18 protein-coding genes are annotated in these 18,116 nt (G+C 44.5%); 8 read left to right on the top strand and 10 right to left on the bottom strand.

Going from position 1 to position 18,116, the window contains the following annotated elements:
* Nucleotides 1-75 precede the first annotated feature (75 nt).
* Nucleotides 76-1,374 (top strand): cytochrome P450, encoded by a 1,299-nt coding sequence (locus QUB51_RS21120; RefSeq protein ID WP_333056860.1) that lies wholly within the window; start codon nucleotides 76-78, stop codon nucleotides 1,372-1,374.
* A 313-nt stretch (nucleotides 1,375-1,687) separates the two neighbouring features.
* On the opposite strand, the gene QUB51_RS21115 is transcribed toward QUB51_RS21120, so the two are convergent.
* Entirely contained in the window at nucleotides 1,688-2,293 is a 606-nt protein-coding gene (locus tag QUB51_RS21115; RefSeq protein WP_333056859.1) for a chorismate lyase, read from the bottom strand.
* A gap of 230 nt (nucleotides 2,294-2,523) precedes the next feature.
* On the opposite strand from QUB51_RS21115, the gene QUB51_RS21110 reads away from it, so the two are divergent.
* Complete coding sequence (locus QUB51_RS21110; RefSeq protein ID WP_333263131.1) at nucleotides 2,524-4,143, top strand: NAD(P)/FAD-dependent oxidoreductase; 1,620 nt, start codon at nucleotides 2,524-2,526, stop codon at nucleotides 4,141-4,143.
* Nucleotides 4,144-4,356: 213 nt separating this feature from the next.
* On the opposite strand, the gene QUB51_RS21105 is transcribed toward QUB51_RS21110, so the two are convergent.
* Nucleotides 4,357-4,908, bottom strand: coding sequence for an acireductone dioxygenase (locus tag QUB51_RS21105; protein WP_333056857.1), 552 nt, complete (start codon nucleotides 4,906-4,908; stop codon nucleotides 4,357-4,359).
* Nucleotides 4,909-5,134: 226 nt separating this feature from the next.
* On the opposite strand from QUB51_RS21105, the gene QUB51_RS21100 reads away from it, so the two are divergent.
* From QUB51_RS21100 to QUB51_RS21090, 3 genes are all read left to right on the top strand, one after another.
* Nucleotides 5,135-6,100, top strand: a complete 966-nt coding sequence (locus QUB51_RS21100; RefSeq protein ID WP_333056905.1) for a M48 family metallopeptidase — start codon at nucleotides 5,135-5,137, stop codon at nucleotides 6,098-6,100.
* 352 nt (nucleotides 6,101-6,452) lie between these two features.
* Entirely contained in the window at nucleotides 6,453-6,878 is a 426-nt protein-coding gene (locus tag QUB51_RS21095) for a DUF4359 domain-containing protein (protein WP_333056855.1), read from the top strand.
* Nucleotides 6,879-7,111: 233 nt separating this feature from the next.
* A complete protein-coding gene (locus QUB51_RS21090) occupies nucleotides 7,112-7,672 on the top strand; it encodes a TerD family protein (protein WP_333056854.1) in 561 nt (186 codons plus the stop codon).
* A 96-nt stretch (nucleotides 7,673-7,768) separates the two neighbouring features.
* On the opposite strand, the gene hpsP is transcribed toward QUB51_RS21090, so the two are convergent.
* A complete protein-coding gene (gene hpsP, locus QUB51_RS21085) occupies nucleotides 7,769-8,947 on the bottom strand; it encodes a hormogonium polysaccharide biosynthesis glycosyltransferase HpsP (protein ID WP_333233883.1) in 1,179 nt (392 codons plus the stop codon).
* A gap of 12 nt (nucleotides 8,948-8,959) precedes the next feature.
* Between hpsP and QUB51_RS21080 the strand changes: the two genes are divergently transcribed.
* Both QUB51_RS21080 and QUB51_RS21075 read left to right on the top strand, forming a co-directional pair.
* Nucleotides 8,960-10,291, top strand: coding sequence for an ATP-binding protein (locus QUB51_RS21080; protein WP_333056852.1), 1,332 nt, complete (start codon nucleotides 8,960-8,962; stop codon nucleotides 10,289-10,291).
* Nucleotides 10,284-10,916 (top strand): RloB family protein, encoded by a 633-nt coding sequence (locus QUB51_RS21075; RefSeq protein ID WP_333233884.1) that lies wholly within the window; start codon nucleotides 10,284-10,286, stop codon nucleotides 10,914-10,916. Before QUB51_RS21080 ends, QUB51_RS21075 begins: the two co-directional genes overlap by 8 nt.
* 155 nt (nucleotides 10,917-11,071) lie before the next feature.
* On the opposite strand, the gene QUB51_RS21070 is transcribed toward QUB51_RS21075, so the two are convergent.
* From QUB51_RS21070 to hisH, 7 genes are all read right to left on the bottom strand, one after another.
* Nucleotides 11,072-11,251, bottom strand: coding sequence for a hypothetical protein (locus QUB51_RS21070; protein ID WP_333056850.1), 180 nt, complete (start codon nucleotides 11,249-11,251; stop codon nucleotides 11,072-11,074).
* Entirely contained in the window at nucleotides 11,248-11,595 is a 348-nt protein-coding gene (locus tag QUB51_RS21065; protein WP_333056849.1) for a hypothetical protein, read from the bottom strand. The genes QUB51_RS21070 and QUB51_RS21065 overlap by 4 nt, the downstream gene beginning before the upstream one ends.
* Before the next feature lie 41 nt (nucleotides 11,596-11,636).
* Nucleotides 11,637-12,806, bottom strand: a complete 1,170-nt coding sequence (hpsO, locus tag QUB51_RS21060; protein WP_333263135.1) for a hormogonium polysaccharide biosynthesis glycosyltransferase HpsO — start codon at nucleotides 12,804-12,806, stop codon at nucleotides 11,637-11,639.
* Between the two features lie 31 nt (nucleotides 12,807-12,837).
* Complete coding sequence (gene hpsN, locus QUB51_RS21055) at nucleotides 12,838-13,812, bottom strand: hormogonium polysaccharide biosynthesis glycosyltransferase HpsN (RefSeq protein ID WP_333263137.1); 975 nt, start codon at nucleotides 13,810-13,812, stop codon at nucleotides 12,838-12,840.
* Nucleotides 13,813-14,008: 196 nt separating this feature from the next.
* Nucleotides 14,009-15,469, bottom strand: coding sequence for a phosphoglucosamine mutase (gene glmM, locus QUB51_RS21050; protein WP_333056904.1), 1,461 nt, complete (start codon nucleotides 15,467-15,469; stop codon nucleotides 14,009-14,011).
* Nucleotides 15,470-15,995: 526 nt separating this feature from the next.
* Nucleotides 15,996-16,538, bottom strand: coding sequence for a 16S rRNA (guanine(966)-N(2))-methyltransferase RsmD (gene rsmD, locus QUB51_RS21045; protein ID WP_333211883.1), 543 nt, complete (start codon nucleotides 16,536-16,538; stop codon nucleotides 15,996-15,998).
* 155 nt (nucleotides 16,539-16,693) lie between these two features.
* A complete protein-coding gene (gene hisH / locus QUB51_RS21040) occupies nucleotides 16,694-17,329 on the bottom strand; it encodes an imidazole glycerol phosphate synthase subunit HisH (RefSeq protein ID WP_333263140.1) in 636 nt (211 codons plus the stop codon).
* 46 nt (nucleotides 17,330-17,375) lie between these two features.
* Here hisH and QUB51_RS21035 point away from each other — a divergent pair, with 46 nt between their 5' ends.
* Nucleotides 17,376-17,894, top strand: a complete 519-nt coding sequence (locus QUB51_RS21035) for a pyroglutamyl-peptidase I family protein (protein ID WP_333263144.1) — start codon at nucleotides 17,376-17,378, stop codon at nucleotides 17,892-17,894.
* Nucleotides 17,895-18,116 lie beyond the last annotated feature (222 nt).

The raw sequence follows: 18,116 nt of genomic DNA, 5'->3' as shown, positions 1-18,116 counted from the left end.
TGCTGCGTATTGCCCACCCTCCAACTAAAATTGATATGATATTAAAAATCTAAAATCTAAAATCTAAAATCTAAAATGGCATTACCTCCCGGCAGTTTTGGTTTACCCCTAATTGGCGATACTATCAACTTTTTGCAAGATTCCCAATTTGCCAAAAAACGCCACCAGCAGTACGGGCCCCTTTTCAAAACCAGCATTTTCGGACAGCCTACCGTGTTTGTGTGTGGCCAAGAGGCTAATTTGTTTGTTTTAAGCAATGAAAACCAATATTTTGCTGTGACTTGGCCTGCCAGCACGAAAGCGCTTTTAGGGCCGCTTTCTTTGGCGTTGCAAACGGGTGCTAACCACCAAAATCGGCGCAAGTTGCTGTACCAAGCGTTTGGGTCGCGAGCTTTAGCAGGCTACATCGGCGCGATGGAAGATATCACTCAGCGCTATTTGGAAAAATGGGCAAAAATGGAAACGCTGACTTGGTATCCCGAACTGAGAAATTATACTTTTGATGTTGCGGGTAAGTTGTTAGTAGGGATTGATAATGGTTCGGAAACGGCGCTAGGACATTATTTTGAAACGTGGTGCAATGGTTTATTTTCGATTCCTTTAGATGTGCCTTGGAGTCAGTTTGGCAAGGCGAAAAAGTGCCGAAAGCTGCTGTTGGCAGAACTTGAAAAGATTATTATAGATCGCCAGCAAGGAACCCCTAGCGGCAATGATGCTTTGAGTTTGCTGATTTCGGCCCGCGATGAAGAGGGAAATAGTTTGAGTTTGGAGGAGTTAAAAGATCAAGTGCTGTTGCTGCTGTTTGCGGGACACGAAACTTTAACTTCGGCGATCGCCTCTTTTTGCCTTCTCCTGGCTCAAAATCCCGATGTGATGGCAAAAGTACGGGCCGAACAGCAGCAGTTCCCCGCAACTGAACCGCTAACCTTGGAAGAACTCAAACAAATGACTTATTTAGAGCAGGTTATGCGAGAAGTGCTGCGGTTGGTTCCACCAGTGGGAGGCGGTTTTCGGCAGGTAATTAATGATTGCGAGTTCGGTGGCTACGAAATTCCCAAGGGTTGGATGGTACTTTATCAAATCAATCAGACGCATCAGGATAGCGCAGTTTATCCCGAACCCGATCGATTCGACCCCGATCGATTTAGCTCGGATCGATCGCCTAAACCGTTCAGCTACGTACCCTTTGGCGGCGGTTTGCGAGAATGTTTGGGCAAAGAATTTGCCCGGTTAGAGATGAAGTTGTTTGCGGCAAAGATTGTTCGGGAGTTTGAATGGGAACTTTTACCGGATCAAGATTTGAATTTAATCAGAGTACCGACTCCGCATCCCGGCGACGGTTTGCAAGTAAAATTTCGTCGGAACTATTCTTAAGAACAGGCTTTTCGGCCTGTTCCACAATCGGGTAAATTTTCTTGTGGGGGGTTGCTCTGAGCAACGCCCTGAAAGCCACAAGATGCCTGTTCCATAATCGGGTGAATTTTCTTGTGGGGAGTAGGGGTTGGGCTTCTAGCCCGCCCTGAAAGCCTTATTGAGAATGGTGCAACATTTCAGTTGAGATTGATATCTTGCACCATTCTCAATAAGCTTTTTATGAACAGGCTTTCCGGCCTGTTCCACAAAGAGTGAATTTTCTTGTGGAACAGGCCGGAAAGCCTGTTCTTGATAATGGTGCAAGAGCTCAATCTCAATCAACATCCAATTGCATCGGCCCCAAATACTTAGTTAAATAAGGAGAAAAAACCTCATAAATCAGAGTCAATGGCTTCCCGTGATGCCAAAACAAATAGTGTCGCCCCCAAAAAGGCCCCGACTGTTCAAAAGCTGACTCCAAAGCCACCGAATCACCGCAATAAATGCCCTGCACATCGCGATACAATTCTGTCCGCAGCCTCGCTAAACTAGCCCAAATTGGCAAAGATTTATTTTGTAAATATTCGTCTACATGGCTCGCTTCCCACCAAGAAGTCGCATAGGCTAAGCGCTGTCCCGAAGCAGTCCGCAGCCACACCTGGCGGCGCAGGCGCGGCCCCGGAACCGCGACAATTTGCTGGGGCGCGCCGTCTGCGTCTTCACCCACTAAAGACATATCGATCACATCAACTTCTGTGGGTTCCCCTGTCAGCAGTTGCAGGTGACGGGTGGGGGAACCGTCGCCTAGGAGCAGTATTTGCCATGCCGGTGCGAGCTTGGTGTGGGGCAAACCCTTCTGTACTGCGTCTTCGGCTCCTTGCCAGAGGGGGTTGAGAGCGTGCCAGGTGCGGCTGTTTTTGGGTGTAAATGTTGCAGTCAAGGGTCTTTACAAAACTTAATTTTTTGTTTATTATAACGCTTCTTCAATTATCCACTCAAAAATCAAAAATTGCTCGACCGAGGACGATCGCCCATAGGATGTCCAGTGAAATAGTTATAATACTTCTGTTCGGGATTTTTATTCTTCCTTCTTCCTTCTTCCTTCTTCCTGACATCCGTGACATCCGTGACATCCGTTATATAATCCGTTGCCGAACTTCCCTCTGCTATATGTTAAGAATAACCGAAATAAAACTCCCCCTAGATCATCCTCAAGATGCGATCGCCAGTGCCATTCTCAAAAAGCTGCAAATTCCCCCCGAAGAATTGCTCGGCTATTCCATCTTCAAGCGCAGCTACGATGCTCGTAAAAAAGCCGAAATCCTCCTTGTCTATATTGTGGATGTAGAGACGACACAGGAAAAGCAACTTCTCCAACGCTTCAAAAAAGATCCTCATGTGATGGTGACACCAGACACGAGTTATCGCTATGTAGCCAAAGCCCCCAGCAATTTGACGATTCGCCCCATTGTGATTGGTACAGGGCCGTGCGGTATGTTTGCAGGCCTGATGCTGGCACAAATGGGGTTTCGCCCCATCCTTTTAGAACGCGGAAAAGCTGTGCGCGATCGCACGGTTGATACCTTTGGATTTTGGAAGAAAAAAGCAGAATTCAACCCCGAATCTAACGCCCAGTTTGGCGAAGGTGGTGCGGGTACTTTTTCCGATGGCAAACTCTACAGCCAAGTTAAAGATCCTCAGCATTATGGGCGGAAGGTGTTGACGGAACTTGTGAATGCGGGAGCTTCACCGGAAATTTTATATATTAATAAACCGCATATTGGCACGTTTAAACTGGTGGGAATTGTCCAAAGTATTCGCGCCCAAATTGAATCATTAGGCGGAGAAATCCGGTTTCAAACTCGTGTAGAAGATATCCACATCGAAAATGGAAAAGTGCAGGGACTTACCCTGGCTAGTGGAGAATATATTGCTAGTAATTATATAGTTCTGGCGGTGGGACACAGCGCCCGCGATACTTTTGAAATGTTGTTTTCGCGCGGGGTTTACATCGAACCTAAACCTTTTTCCATTGGTTTTCGGGTCGAACATCCCCAAAGTATCATCGATCGCTGTCGTTTTGGCGATCGGGCGGGCCATAAGCTTTTGGGTGCCGCAGATTACAAACTGGTTCACCATTGCCAAAACAATCGTTCTGTATATAGTTTCTGTATGTGTCCCGGTGGTTTGGTAGTGGCGGCTGCGTCAGAACCGGGGCGACTGGTTACTAATGGGATGAGTCAATATTCTCGCAATGAACGCAATGCTAACAGCGGGATTGTGGTGGGTATCACGCCGGAGGATTATCCGGGTCATCCCTTAGCAGGAATTGAGTTTCAACGTCGCCTAGAAGAACGGGCATTTGAGTTAGGAGGTGGCACTTACAACGCCCCTGGGCAGCTTGTGGGTGATTTTTTGGCGAATCGCCCTTCCACGGCGCTAGGCAGTGTGCAGCCGTCTTATACGCCGGGAGTTGTGATGACTGATTTGAGCGAAAGTTTGCCAGATTATGCGATCGCAGCTATCCGCGAAGCACTTCCGGCTTTTGACAAACAGATTAAAGGATTTGCGATGGATGAGGCGGTTTTGACTGGGGTGGAAACGCGCACTTCTTCACCAATTCGGATTAAACGCAGGGAAGATTATCAGAGTTTGAATACAGAAGGCCTTTATCCTGCTGGGGAAGGTGCAGGATATGCGGGTGGAATCCTGTCGGCGGGGATTGATGGGATTAAGGTGGCGGAGGCGGTTGCTTTGAGCATATTGCGATCTGTAAATCACAAAGTTTGATGCGGGATTTGAGGATTTTTAGATGATTTGAAGATTGCCGTCAACCGTCAACTGTCAACCGTCAACTGCGGGACTTACGCATCGAAACTCACATCTTGCATCATTCTCAAGAACAGGCTTTCCGGCCTGTTCCACAATAAAATTCACTCTTTGTGGAACAGGCCGGAAAGCCTGTTCATAAAAAGCTTATTGAGAATGGTGCAACATCTCAGTTCAAACAGCAGCTAAACGCGATCGAATTTCCGTATCGGTATACTCCGGCGTCCAGCCTTCTTTGGTGGTAAAATAGCGAACCGCTTTAATTTTCCGGGATGCTGTCAAATAAAACCAGTGTTCTGTATTCGCCGGCACGTTGATAAATTCTTCTGGCTGCACTGTGAGTTCGACTTGGCTGCCGTCGGGCCGGACGAAGCCGAAAATGCCTTCCCCTGCTACGATATAGCGGACTTCATCATCGGCGTGGATGTGGCACTTGTTGAATTTGGACAGCAAGGTGTCGAGGTTGGGAATGTCTGGGTGCAGTACAATTAAGTCGCGATCCTGATAGCCTGCACTTTCCGACAACTGTTGAAAGTAACTGTCGAGGGCTTGCAACACTTGCTCTTTTTGATTGTCGTCAAGAGCATCTTTAGCTAACAAATTTTGAATTTCAGCGCTGTCACCCACGGGCCAGCGGTTGAGTTGAATGTTTAAGGAAGCGAGTTCTCGGGTAATGTCGCTTTGTTGAGTGTAGGTTGTACCGTTTTCGAGTTGCAGGATAGCCATTTTTGCACGTTCCAATTTTTGGGTGAGGCGATACACAGGCACTGTGAAAGATGTTTGTCGATCGCGCCTGTACCAGATTCACAATTTTAACGCTAATTTGAACAGGCTTTCCGCCCTGTTCCACAACAGTTCAATATTTGTCGCGATAACATTGATAAGTCAGGCGCTAGCTAGCACCAGCAGCGATGGCATTACTGATATCTTAAATGTAACTTTTGCAACAACTATGCCTACTTATACGGGAATTTCTAGCGAAGCATTTCAGCATCCCCTCGATCGCCAAGCTGAGGAAGCGTTACGCAGCGTGCCTGGATTTGACTTAATTGCCGGCAAATTTGTAGAATTTGTCTACGAACGACCGCAATTCGTTTACCTAATGGGAAATAGCATTCAAGTCGGGCCTCGCCAATATGCCAGCATTTATCATATATTTCGGGAGTGCGTGCAGGCTTTAGATGTTTTTCCAGAACCGGGTTTGTTTGTTTCTCAGAATCCCTCAGTTAACAGCTATGCCCTGGGAAAAAACCAACCTTATGTAGTATTAAACACTGGTCTTTTAGACTTGTTGGACGAGGCGGAACTGCGGGTAGTCTTGGCTCACGAGTTGGGACACATTAAATGCGGTCATCCAACTTTAAATCAAATGGCGATGTGGGCGATGAGCGTCGCATCGACAATTGGGGAGATGACTTTCGGGCTGGGAAATATGGTCGGTAGCGGTTTAATTTTCGCTTTTTACGAGTGGCGCCGCAAGGCTGAATTGTCGGGAGACCGGGCGGCTTTGTTGGTAACGGATGACTTGAACAGTGTGATGAAGACGATGATGAAACTTGCGGGAGTTAGCAGTAAATATGCTGACCAATGCAGTTTGCAAGAATTTATCCGCCAGTCTGACAACTATCAAGAGCTCGATCGAGACAATCTCAACCAAGTGTATAAGTTTTTACTTTACAACGGCGGTCAGGGCGTGATGCTGAGTCACCCTTTCCCCGTGGAACGCCTGCGGTATTTGCGAGACTGGGCAAGTTCCGAGGAATACCGCCAAATTAAGCTGGGGAACTACAAGCGGGCTGTAGCTGAGGGTGCGGTTGATGTCAAGTCCCAAGCGCCTAACAGCGAGACGGAGGCTTTGCGCCGTCAGATTGAAGAGTTGCAGCGGGAGATCGATCGGCAAAAATCAAAGCGAAACTAAGTTTAAATTCCTCGTCCCCAGGCAGAGCCTGGGGACAAGCTAATGTTTTGTGGAAGATTTACCGGATTTGAGGGAGGGGGAAACGTAAAAGGAAGGTAAACCAGTGAGAGACTTAGGATCGCGAATTAAATAACTTACAATTTTAATTGTTATTGTGGGATGGGCGTCCCGCCCGTCCAAAACGGATGGGCGGGACGCCCATCCCACTTTCAAGAGTGGAAGTTATTTAATTCTCATTCCTTACTCGCAACTGGCCTCCAATCTAAAAACTGTCCCCTCCTTTCGGAAATCTGTTTCTGAGGAGGTGTAGTTTAAATCAAGAGAAGCTTATAAATCAACGGGGCTAAAAAAAATGAATATTGATAACGCAATGAATACTAACAAACCAACTTCTAATTTTTTCGGCAATGTGGGAAAAGTCGCGATCGCCCTTACTCTTCTAGCCGCCGGCATGGCATTTACAAATCCTGCGAGAGATCAATACCTAACTTATGCTTCCGGCGTACTCCAAACCGAGTTGGAAAACACTGTGTGCAAAGATTCTCGCGTGCCGAAAGCTTTGGGCGGCATTACAGATACTTTGATCGGCAGTTGCAAGAATTTACTGACTTCGCAGCGGGGCACGATCGAAAGCTTGCTCGACAATACAACGCAGCGTCAGAATTTAGGCGTTGTCAGCATTTATACAACTGAACTGGGCAAAAAAAGCTATCAAACGGTTGGAGCTTTTGGTAATTTTGTGACGCTGCCACCTAGTTCAGAAAATGCTCAAAAGTAGAGTCAAATTAAGTTCAATTGCCGAAACCGGGTTTTTTAGAAAGCCCGGTTTTTGCTTACGTAATTCTCTCTCAGTAAATCTCAATAAATTCGGAGAGCAATAGCACATATTTTTAATGATGCCAACTATTAGAGACCAAATATTAAGTTTTCTTAAAGAAGAAAAGTTATTGTCCCACTTAATATTAACATTAACGCTATAAAGTTTGATGTTTAACAAATAAGCAGATGGCAATGCAATTAAGTAAGGGTGAGAGATTTAATATTTCTAAAGAAGCGCCCGGTATAAAAAAAATGGCGATCGCCCTCGGTTGGCAGGTGACAGAGGCAGGACAAAGCTACGATATTGATGTCTCGGCGTTTATGCTAGGTGCTGACGGCAAAATACCTAACGATAAATATTTTATCTTTTACAATAATCTGCAATCGTATGACAGTTCGTTACTGCAATCGATTCCTGAAAAAAACAACCGAAGTCAAGAAAATAAGACTATTTACGGCGTTATCTTAGAAAGAGTTAATCTTGAAATTGAGGAAATAACTTTTGTGGTCACTATTCACGAAGCAGATAAAATTAAGGCAAATTTTAGCAATATCAAAAATGCTTTTATCAAAATTACCAATTTGGATACGGGAAGCGAACTTGTTCGGTATGAATTAAAAGAGAATTTTTCGCGAGAGACTGCTGTAGAATTTGGTCGTTTGTATAGAAAGAATGGAGAGTGGAGATTTCAGGCTGTAGGAGCAGGATATCAGGCAGGATTGCAGAGTTTTGTTGATAAGTATTGCAGCTAAAATAGCAGCGATGAAAAAATCTCGCCTGCATATTCTGATAGCAGCAGCACAAGAACTCGCAGCAGGAGAAAAAGTAAAAGGTAAACGGCTGTTGCATTAGTTAATAGATGACAAAATTTGCTGGTAAGCATCGATAGTTTGTTGGGCGATCGCCTCCCAGTTATAATGCTTTCTTGCGTACTCTTGGCCGTTCAATCCCCGGCGTTGACGTTCCTGTGGATTGAGAAGTGCTGATTTGATTGAATGGGCGATCGCCCCTATTTCCAAAGGTTCTACCCAACCAGCTTCTGCTTGCTGTATGTCTTCCGCAATATGTATGCGATCGGAAATGGCGACAGGTACACCCGCGGTCATTGCTTCTGCTACAGCAATGCCAAAGTTTTCGTAATAAGAAGGCAATACAAATAAGTCGGCTTTTGTCAATAGTTCAACTTTTAAATCACCGCTCACAAAGCCAGTTATTGTTGTGTATTTTGCTAAGCTTGAATTCTGAATTTGTACTTTAATTTGTGTTTCATACTCAGCATCTTGGGGATTTGATCCAGCTAAAATAAAGTGAAACTCTATGCCCAATGCCAAAATACTTTCTAATGCTGGAATTAACAAATCAAGCCCTTTTTTAGGTTCAATCCGCGACATAAATAAGATAATTGGCACTTCAGATTCCCGCAATCTCTTAGGAAACAAACCTGCTGTCACCCCCAATGGAATCACCAAATCCCGTGGCACAGGCATCTTGCCTGTGCTACCCAAACCAAATCTTTCTGAGATTTTAGCCTCTTCTTTACTTGTGAAATGAATTGCGGCTGCCCCTGCTAAATTAGGGCGTTCTAAAACTGCTGCATAAATCTGTTTCAAGCGCTTTTTTTTCTGCAAATCGGCAGGGTCAAGCATACCGCAGGGACGCATAATATATGGCAACTTGTGATATCTAGCAATTGTGGCCGCAAAGGTAGTTACTGGCGAAAAAAGAGCGTGAATGTGGGCGAGGTCAAATTGTCGCGCGTTTTCATTTAACCACTGCAATAACGAGAGAGAAAATTTATATCTGCGCCAGGGATAACAGCGGAAATAAATAATCTGATAGCCGTTTTGTTGTATTGGTTCATTCAGAGGAACATCTAAGGGAATTTGACCGATATCTCCGTTAGAATCTGTGGTGATAATTGTGACATCAATACCTCGAGAAGCCAGGGCTGCAGAAAGTCCGAGTACCATTTGACTTGGCCCGCCGTAGACGAGGGAAATTGAGGGGATAATTTGGAGAATCCGCATGGTTAGCACTTGGTGTTAGCTGAGGTAGCTGGTTGTGTTATCATAGAAAGAATTGCAAAATTTGCACGTTATACTAATTTAGGCGATCGGAGGCAAGTTATGCTGATTGGATTCAGCGTCGGCAACTACAAATCTTTTAAAGAAACTGTCACCCTCAGCATGGTAGCCTCGTCAATTACTGAGGAAGACAAAGAGCTGGATGAAAATAATGTATTCCAAATTAATGATAAGTTAAGCTTACTCAAAAGTGCTGCTATTTATGGAGCTAACGCCAGTGGTAAGAGCAACATTGTTGCTGCTATTAACTTTATGAAATGGTTTGTCCTAAACTCATCCAAAGAAACGCAAGTTTCAGACGCGATCGATATTGAAGCATTCAGGCTAAGCACAGAGACAGAAAAAGAGCCGTCTTTCTTTGAAATCGTTTTTCTACTAGAAGACAAAACTTTTAGGTACGGTTTTGATGTGAACGCGCGGGAAGTTGTTTCTGAGTGGCTATTTCAAGCTGATGACAGTCAAGAAAAAATGCTTTTTGAACGGGATTTTGATAATTATATATTAGATGATTTCCCAGAGGGACAAGGCATTAGCGATAAAACCCGAAGTAATGCTTTATTTCTTTCTGTAGTCGCACAATTTAATGGTAAAATTTCTGGCAAAATATTGCTGTGGTTCAGTAAAACTTTGCAATTGATATCAGGCTTGCAAGATAGGCAATACCGCGAGGAAACTTTAGAGTCTTTTGAGAACGATCGCCACAGACATGATATTATTGAATTTATCAAGAAATTAGACTTAGGGATTGCTGATATTCAAATCAAAAAGTATATTTCCCAGAAAACCGCTATGTTCGGTATATATGAAGTAGGCGTGAAAACAGTTCACCGGAAATATGATGCTGATGGGAAACAGGCTGCTATAGAATTATTTGATATCGAAACGCACGAATCCGAGGGGACAAACAAACTATTTGCATTAGCAGGCATTCTCCTGGATACTTTAAGAACAGGAAAAATTTTATTAATTGATGAACTTGATGCCAGACTACATCCGCTGATTACTCGCGAATTAATCTGCTTATTCAATTCTAACGAGACTAATCCGCACAACGCACAGCTTATATTCACTACACACGACACAAACTTGCTCAGTAGTAAAAGTTTTCGCAAAGATCAAATATGGTTTACCGAAAAAGACAACAAAGGCGCTACTGATTTGTACTCTTTGGTAGAGTATAAAGTCGGAAAAGATGCCTCATTCGAGCGCGATTACATTATCGGCAAGTATGGCGCTATCCCTTTTATTGGTAATTTTAAAGAACTAATAGGTGAACTTCATGAATAAAAAAAGTTCGTCTAGAAGAACAAATATTGATTACTACAATAGAAAGGTTAAAACTAGAAGATGGTTTTTAATCGTGTGCGAAGGTGAGAAAACAGAACCCAACTATTTTAGAAGTTTCCCGGTAGACACAAATGTAATTAAGCTGGATATCAAAGGAGAAGGAAAAAATACGAAGAGTTTAGTAGAAAAAGCTATTGAGTTAAAAAACGACACAGAATCCGACGAAAAAGACCGATTTTGGTGCGTGTTCGATCGCGATAAAAACCCTAAAAATCCTAACGACTCGCAAAATTTTAATTCAGCCATAACTCTTGCAAGAAATAACGGCATTGACGTAGCTTATTCAAATGATGCTTTTGAATTGTGGTATTTGCTGCACTTCCATTTTTATAATACGGGAATTTCTCGCCAGGATTATCAAAATATGCTAACCAAGTTATTGGGACACGAGTATAAGAAAAACAGCGAGACGATTTATGAGGAACTAAAAGACAGACAGCAGGATGCAATTAAACACGCAAAACGGCTTTTACAGGAATACGATCGCCCCAATCCAGAAACTGACAATCCTTCAACAACAGTACATTTGCTAGTCGAAGAACTTAACAGTTTTATTCCTGATTGATGAGGGAGAAAGTCGTAGAAACCGGGTTTCTAGCCGCCCCATGCGTAAGCCCTGCAACTTTCGTAGACGAGAGAAATTGAGGGGATAATTTGGAGAATCCGCATCAGGGATAGTTATTTAAATCCACATACCAACATTTCCCATTACAAATTTAATTATCTATCTGCAAAAGGCTGCCCGTCTAGCTGTTCAGCTTCCTCTCTTTTTGTGGCTGTAATTTGGGTATTGTGAGCCATTGTCTTGGAAAATTCATACATTTCACTGGCTTTGGCTTCCGCAGCTTTCACAATTTCCAGGATTTCCTGGAGTAGGCTTTCATCTGGTAATTGTTTCATGGCAATGCTTCTAATCTCTCCACTACTTTGTCAATCATAATTCTCGATTCGGGAGCCATCTTTAGCAAGGCTGCTAAATAATCTCCTGCTTTTTGAACATCTTCATCGGGCACACCAGCCATCAATACATTGCCCACAATGTGCTCTGCTTGTAAGCGAGTACCTGCTACGTTGAATTGAAAATTGGTGATGGAAGAAAAGTATTGCATCAGTATTTCATTCTGGGGAAAAAGAGACATGGCTCTTCTAAGTGCAAAAAGTCCCTGCGTTGCTTGGCGCTCGCTATCGTCTAATACCTGGTAGAGTTCGTTAATCAAAGAGCGTATGTCGGGAGGAATAGACATTTACTACAGTTTTTATTTAACACTTGCATTATAGCTAAAAGTTACAACAATTCCTTGTAGAATTCCAATAACTGCTCAGCTAAAGCTTTATTGGTATAATTGCTCATCGCTCTATGATAACCCCGATCGCCCAAATCGGCCGCCAACTCCTGCCCCTCCATCAATTTCTGCAAACATTCTCGCAAAACCCCTGCATTTCCTTCGGGGAATAATAAGCCCGCATCGCCGATGACGTGGGGAATTTCCCCGCAGTCGGAACCAATAACCGGAATGTGACAAGCCATCGCTTCAATTAAAACGTGACCGAATTGTTCTTTCCAGCCCACAGTGGTCAAAGTTTTGAATTTATAGCTGGTTTGCGAAGGCAATACCAAACAGTTCATTAAGTTAATGTAGGGGGGGATTTCTTCGTGGGAAACGCTTTCTACCCAAATTATTCTGTCGCTGATTCCCCATTCAATACATTTTTCGGCGAGGTGCGTCCGCAATTTTCCTTGTCCAACTAACAGCCACTTCCAAGAGCTTTTTTTCAACCCTGCCAAGGCTTCAGCTAAAGTCAACAATCCTTTTTCTTCGACAAATCGCCCTACAAATCCTACCACAAAATCGGTCTGTTCAATACCGAACCTGCGCGATAAATCAGCGTCTTTACCAGTGTGGCGAAACAAAGCTTCATCTACTCCGAGTTGTGGCATTACTTTTACCGCACCTTGATAGCCCCGCTGCCGCAAAATTTTAGCTCCATCTAGGTTGCCTGCAATAATTCCGTCGGTGTGCTGAAGATTGTAATTTTCTAAGACTGAAATCGGCCAATTCAATTGATAAGGCAAATTCCACCAAGTAAATAATATATTTTTGGCTTGCATTTTGAGCAGTTTGTTTAGTAGAATCAACTGAGCGCAAGCAATAGATTTTGAACCTTGTTCAACTTGAATTATCTGCGGTTTAATTTTCTGCAGAACTTCAATTAAATCTGTACCAAAAGTTAGCAAGCCTTGATTATTTTGACTAAAGTTGGAGACGGGGACTACTTTAAATGAGCCTTTTTGATAAAATTGCGTTTCTATAATTTTATTTTGTACGCCTCCCGGTTTCCAACGCTGCGGCACTACAACTGTTACTTCAATATCGGGTTCTAGGTTGGCTAATATCTTGAATTTTTCCCGATTAATGTCCACAATATAGGTGTGACTAGCCACGAGAATTCTCATTTATTGGGAAGGGCGAATGGGGAATAGGTAATTATTGATTATTAATCTTGTCTTGATGGCTATAACTTTGTCCATCATTCCACAGAGATTGAATTACTGTATTTATAGCACTGAGAAAACCCAGGATATAAAAAGCAAATCTAGTTATAATTTTAATGGGCGAGGCGCTTTTATAACAAGGTGGATTTCCCAAAACGTGGCAGTCAAAGAGTTTGGCAAAAAATCGCAGGCATTGAAAGGCTGTTAAATTTTTCAATCCCATGAGGAAATGGTTGTGATAAAATGTGACTTGATATTCGATCGATCGCGTGCTGACATCGTGACAGCCCCCGCTCTCTTCCCCCAAGTGAACTAAACAGGCATTGGGATCGTACCAAATTTTCATGCCAGTCGATCGCAATCTCAAACAAAAATCCGACTCCTCCCGCACCGCACTCCCTGCAAACCGCTCGTCAAACCTCAGCCCGCATTCGGCAAAAACCTGCCGGCGAAAAGACATATTACAGCCTCTAGCCGATAGCACCTGCTGGGGTTTGACTGTATGCACCAAATCGATAAAATACCAGGCAATGCCAGCATCCATCGCTTCTGAGGGCAAATATTCGATCGCCAAATCGCCTCCAGAATTATCCAGTTTCATTCTGTCAAAAACCCTGCCCGCCACACATCCCACATCGGGTTTTTCTAAATAATTGTCAGCGTGAGCAGCCAAAAAACCATCTGGCAATTGTACATCATCATCAATAAATAAAATAATCTCTCCAACTGCGCGTCGCACTGCATAATTTCGAGCACCAGGCAAACTCGCCCAATCTACCCGAAACCAGCGAATTTTGCCAGCATTTGACAATTCCTCTAAATAAACTTGAGTTTCCAATTCGTGGGTGCGAGTTTGATCGATTACTAGCACTTCAAAATTTGGGTAATTTTGCCCAATCGCATCAGCCAATGTCTCTCGCAGAGGTTGCTCGCGGTTGTAGGTAGGTATAACAACAGAAATCATCATCAATCATCATCACACAATTGAGTGAAAATAAAGTTAAGGGTAGGCATCCTGCCTACCCCACTCGTTATTTTTGGAGAAGTTGATTAAAAATCGAAATTAATAGTTAGAAATTTTGATTTCTGAATTTTGAATTCAAAGATTTCAACTCAAAACTCAACACTCAAAATTCACAACTTTTAGCAAGTCCCCCTTTCCATCAGATAGCGATGTGTTGCTGAACGGCTAAAACTAAATTTTCAGTCCAGAAATTAGCCAATTCGGCGCTGGCAGCTTCCACCATAACTCGGATTAGCGGTTCAGTGCCAGAAGCGCGAACCAAAACCCGTCCCTGTTCGCCCATTGCTGTTGTAGCACGATCGATCGCCTTTTGCATTGCCTCGCACTCGTGCCATTTCAGGCGTTTTTCGCGATCGTCCACCCGAATATTTCGCAACAACTGCGGATAAGTTTGGAAACTGCCACTTACCAATTGTGCCAAAGATTCCCCGGACTGGCGCACCAGCGAAGCCAAATGCAAAGCCGTCAGCAAACCGTCGCCGCTGATACCGTAATGCGGACAAAGAATGTGTCCCGACTGTTCGCCGCCCAACATCGCACCAGTGCGCTGCATTTCAGCGTGAACGTACTGATCTCCGACGTTGGTTCTAGTTAGTTTGCCCCCCAATTCTTCCCAAGCTCGCTCGAAGCCGAGGTTAGCCATTACAGTAGAAATAATTAAATTGGATGGTAACTGTTGGGAGTCGCGCAACTGCCGGCCCCACAGATAAAGAATGTAATCGCCGTCAATCGTTCGACCTTTGTTGTCAACACCCAAAACTCGATCAGCATCGCCGTCAAAAGCAAAGCCCAAATCGGCATTGTGTTCCAAAACCGCCGCTTGCAAACTGTCGAGATGAGTAGAACCGCAGTTAACATTAATGCGAGATCCATCAGGAGAGTCGTGCAAACAGATCACATCCGCCCCCATTTGCGCGAACACCGCCGGCGCCAAACCCGCAGCGGCCCCCCAAGCCAAATCCAAAACTATCCGCATTCCCTCCAAATTCATCTGTTGCAGCGAATCACAGAGCGAAGTGGCATAATCTTTAACCAACTCAGAGCGATGGTAGTGGTGTCCCCAACCCAAGCTAGAAATTGGAACCTTTGCCCCTCGGATTCCCGCTTCGATTTGTTCCTGCAACTGCTGCGACAGCTTCGATCCGTTTGAGCCGAAAAATTTAATGCCGTTGTCTTCTGGGGGATTGTGAGAAGCCGAAATCATCACTCCGCCGACCGACTCCGAAACGCTTGCCAGATAAGCAACGCAGGGAGTGGGACACAATCCCAAATTCCACACTTCCAAACCGGCGGCCGTCAAACCCGCTGACAGTGCCATTGCCAGCATATCGCTGGAATTCCTGCTGTCTTGTCCCAAAATCACAGGGCCCTGGTTGGGGGAATTTTGGCGTAGAACTTGTCCAGCCCAGAAGCCCACTTGCAGGGCTAGGGGTGCATTCAGCAATTCTCCAACTTTCCCGCGAATGCCGTCTGTGCCGAAGAGTTTGGTATTGGGCAGGGGGAGGCTATCTCCCAGCAGAATCGTATCGCGTTTGACTGGCTGTACCGAGTTAGCAGCCGGAAACTCGCTGCCACGAGGGCGCGAAGGTGTCTGAACCATATTCACTCCTTTAGGAATATTCACACTCACACTTTGGGTTCATGTTACAACTGAAAGTCTTTATTTTCAGCCTAAACTTCATTTATTTCGTCAATTGCTGAGGCAACTTGCTCTGACAACCTACGCACAAAGCTTAACTTCATCGGAAAAATTTGTATTGTATCCAAGGGAAAAACTTTTAGTCCTGGGGGCGCCCACGCCCGGAAACCCGGTTTCTTTCTGCCTCCAGGCGTGACCGCGAATTTCTCGATCTTATATCTTGCACCATTCTCAATAAGCTTTTATGAACAGGCTTTCCGGCCTGTTCCACAAGAAAATCGACTCTTTGTGCAACAGGCCGGAAAGCCTGTTCTTGAGAATGGTGCAAGATGTGAGTTGATGATACCCGCCACGTGATTTATCCGTGGAATCAATCCAAAATCTCAACTCGAAAATCCTCAACAAAGAGCATTTGTCTCGCGCAAGTCAATCTAAAATCTAAAATCTAAAATCTAAAATCGATTGACGCTGCTGCGGTTTGAGCCTGTCAGCCACTGCGGGTATAGAAGGTTAATGCTGTATTGCCGTATACTTTGTGGCGGCAAATTTCTAGGCCGGAAATCGGTTGTGTCGATCGCTCCGGGCTGTGTTCGATCGCGATTTCGCCGAGGAGTGCTAGCATTTCTTGGCTGGCGATCGCGTTTAACACCGGTTCGTACAAGTCGCTGGCGTAGGGCGGATCGAAGTAAATGCGATCGAACTGCTGCCCCGCTAGTGCCGCCAACTTCGCCGTCGCGTTTCCCCGCAATATTTGGAAGGTTTGGGATGAGTCTGCTACTTGCTCCCAGTTTTGGCGGATAATCGCACAAGCTTTCGCCGACTGTTCGATGCCAGTGACACTCGCGGCTTGCCGACACAAAGCTTCTGCACCCATCGAACCACTGCCGGTACAAATGTCAAGCCATCTGCAATCTGCGATCGTCCCTTGCCAAATATTAAATAAAGCTTCTCTAACTCGCGAAGGTGTAGGGCGAGTTGCGAGTCCCGGCAGGGTTTTGATTTGGCGATTGCCACTGATTCTCAGACTCATACAATTTTAGATTTTAGATTTTAGATTTTAGATTGGGATGACTGACTAAATATGAATTTGGTGCAGACTTACAGTTGCATTTTTTATTAAAACTGGTATCATTTAAAACTATAAACACCCGGTTTATACAACAAACCGGGTTTTGCACAAATCCCCTAAGCCGCTACTTTTTCCCTCACCAGACTGACAAAATTTGACAGCATTTGCAATCCCGTACTCGAAGACTTTTCCGGGTGAAATTGCACGGCCATCAAATTGTCTTTAGCGATAGCCGCCGTCACGTTTTGACTGCCGTGAGTCACAATTGCCGATCGCACTTCCAAATCAACTGGATCGACATAATAAGAATGCACGAAATAAACCCAAGGATCGGACGGTAAATTTTGCCACAGCGGCAAATCCGCTTGAGTTAATTGCAATTGATTCCATCCCATGTGGGGAATTGTCAAACCCGGTTCCGACCGAAATCGGCGCACTTTTCCGGCAATTACGCCCAATCCCGGTTCTACACCTTCTTCGGAACTTTCAAACAGAATTTGCAAACCCAAACAAATGCCTAAAAAAGGTTTTCCCGAGGCGATCGCCCTTTTTATCGGTTCTATCAAATTGCGCGATCGTAAATTCTGCATTGCCGGGTCAAACGAACCAACTCCCGGCAAAACCACCGCATCAGCCTGCTCGATTATAGCAGGAGAATCTGTAATTTTTGGCACTGCACCCACATTTTCCAAGCCTTTACAGACCGAGTGCAGATTGCCCATGTCATAGTCCACTACTGCAATGACAGACATTGACTTACTTGCCTTATATGATCAATATCAGTATTATTGCACAAATATGACTACGAAAATCCTGCTAACCTCATTTGATACTTGGCTTCCCCATCAGAAATCCAACTCTTCGGACGACTTATTAGCCAAGATTTCCCAAATCAAATCTTTGCCTGATTCCCTGACTTTTTTGAGGAAACTGCCAGTAGATTTCCAGCTAGCACCGAATTTGGCGATCGCCCAAATCAACCAACTCCAACCCGACACTATTATCTGCTGCGGCATGGCCGAAAGTCGGCAAAAATTAACCGTAGAATCTTGCGCTTGCTGCGATCGCGACATTCTGAAAACAGCAGTTAATCTCGAACCGCTAGTCGCTGATTTAGCTGCAACAGAAATCAGCCACGAAGCCGGAAAATTTGTATGTGAAGCCCTATATTATGCGGTTTTAAAACATATTTGCGATTCTCAAATAGCCGCTAAATGTATTTTCGTCCACGTACCAATTTTAACTGATAAAAATATCGACAATATTGTTACCGATTTTTTATTAATTCTGCGCCGCCTAACTACACGCAGGGACTAGAAACCGGGTTTCTGGGTATACCCCTCTTCTATCACTTTCTGTAGAGATTATTATCCTACTCCTATTCTAATTAAAGTAGGGTGCGTCGCCGCCAGAATTCTGATTATTTACGACTATCAATGAGCGACGCACCATACCGCTATACTCTCGCCCGAAGTGACAAAAGAGAGGTAAGGTGCGTCGCCATCAAACATCTGCAATTTCTATCCAAGATATAGCAAG

It is taken from the genome of Microcoleus sp. AT8-A3 (assembly GCF_036705675.1).
Taxonomy (GTDB): Bacteria; Cyanobacteriota; Cyanobacteriia; order Cyanobacteriales; family Microcoleaceae; genus Microcoleus.
The sequence above is the reverse complement of the archived record's forward strand: the minus strand, read 5'-3'. Positions and strand labels throughout refer to the sequence as shown.

What these genes read in the sequence shown, in the direction of transcription:
- QUB51_RS21120 (WP_333056860.1), top strand. Translation starts at nt 76, where the DNA reads ATGGCATTACCTCCCGGCAGTTTTGGTTTACCCCTAATTGGCGATACT.
- QUB51_RS21110 (WP_333263131.1), top strand. Translation starts at nt 2,524, where the DNA reads ATGTTAAGAATAACCGAAATAAAACTCCCCCTAGATCATCCTCAAGAT.
- QUB51_RS21105 (WP_333056857.1), bottom strand. Translation starts at nt 4,908, where the DNA reads ATGGCTATCCTGCAACTCGAAAACGGTACAACCTACACTCAACAAAGC.
- QUB51_RS21100 (WP_333056905.1), top strand. Translation starts at nt 5,135, where the DNA reads ATGCCTACTTATACGGGAATTTCTAGCGAAGCATTTCAGCATCCCCTC.
- QUB51_RS21095 (WP_333056855.1), top strand. Translation starts at nt 6,453, where the DNA reads ATGAATATTGATAACGCAATGAATACTAACAAACCAACTTCTAATTTT.
- QUB51_RS21090 (WP_333056854.1), top strand. Translation starts at nt 7,112, where the DNA reads ATGCAATTAAGTAAGGGTGAGAGATTTAATATTTCTAAAGAAGCGCCC.
- hpsP (WP_333233883.1), bottom strand. Translation starts at nt 8,947, where the DNA reads ATGCGGATTCTCCAAATTATCCCCTCAATTTCCCTCGTCTACGGCGGG.
- QUB51_RS21075 (WP_333233884.1), top strand. Translation starts at nt 10,284, where the DNA reads ATGAATAAAAAAAGTTCGTCTAGAAGAACAAATATTGATTACTACAAT.
- QUB51_RS21070 (WP_333056850.1), bottom strand. Translation starts at nt 11,251, where the DNA reads ATGAAACAATTACCAGATGAAAGCCTACTCCAGGAAATCCTGGAAATT.
- QUB51_RS21065 (WP_333056849.1), bottom strand. Translation starts at nt 11,595, where the DNA reads ATGTCTATTCCTCCCGACATACGCTCTTTGATTAACGAACTCTACCAG.
- hpsO (WP_333263135.1), bottom strand. Translation starts at nt 12,806, where the DNA reads ATGAGAATTCTCGTGGCTAGTCACACCTATATTGTGGACATTAATCGG.
- hpsN (WP_333263137.1), bottom strand. Translation starts at nt 13,812, where the DNA reads ATGATGATTTCTGTTGTTATACCTACCTACAACCGCGAGCAACCTCTG.
- glmM (WP_333056904.1), bottom strand. Translation starts at nt 15,469, where the DNA reads ATGGTTCAGACACCTTCGCGCCCTCGTGGCAGCGAGTTTCCGGCTGCT.
- rsmD (WP_333211883.1), bottom strand. Translation starts at nt 16,538, where the DNA reads ATGAGTCTGAGAATCAGTGGCAATCGCCAAATCAAAACCCTGCCGGGA.
- hisH (WP_333263140.1), bottom strand. Translation starts at nt 17,329, where the DNA reads ATGTCTGTCATTGCAGTAGTGGACTATGACATGGGCAATCTGCACTCG.
- QUB51_RS21035 (WP_333263144.1), top strand. Translation starts at nt 17,376, where the DNA reads ATGACTACGAAAATCCTGCTAACCTCATTTGATACTTGGCTTCCCCAT.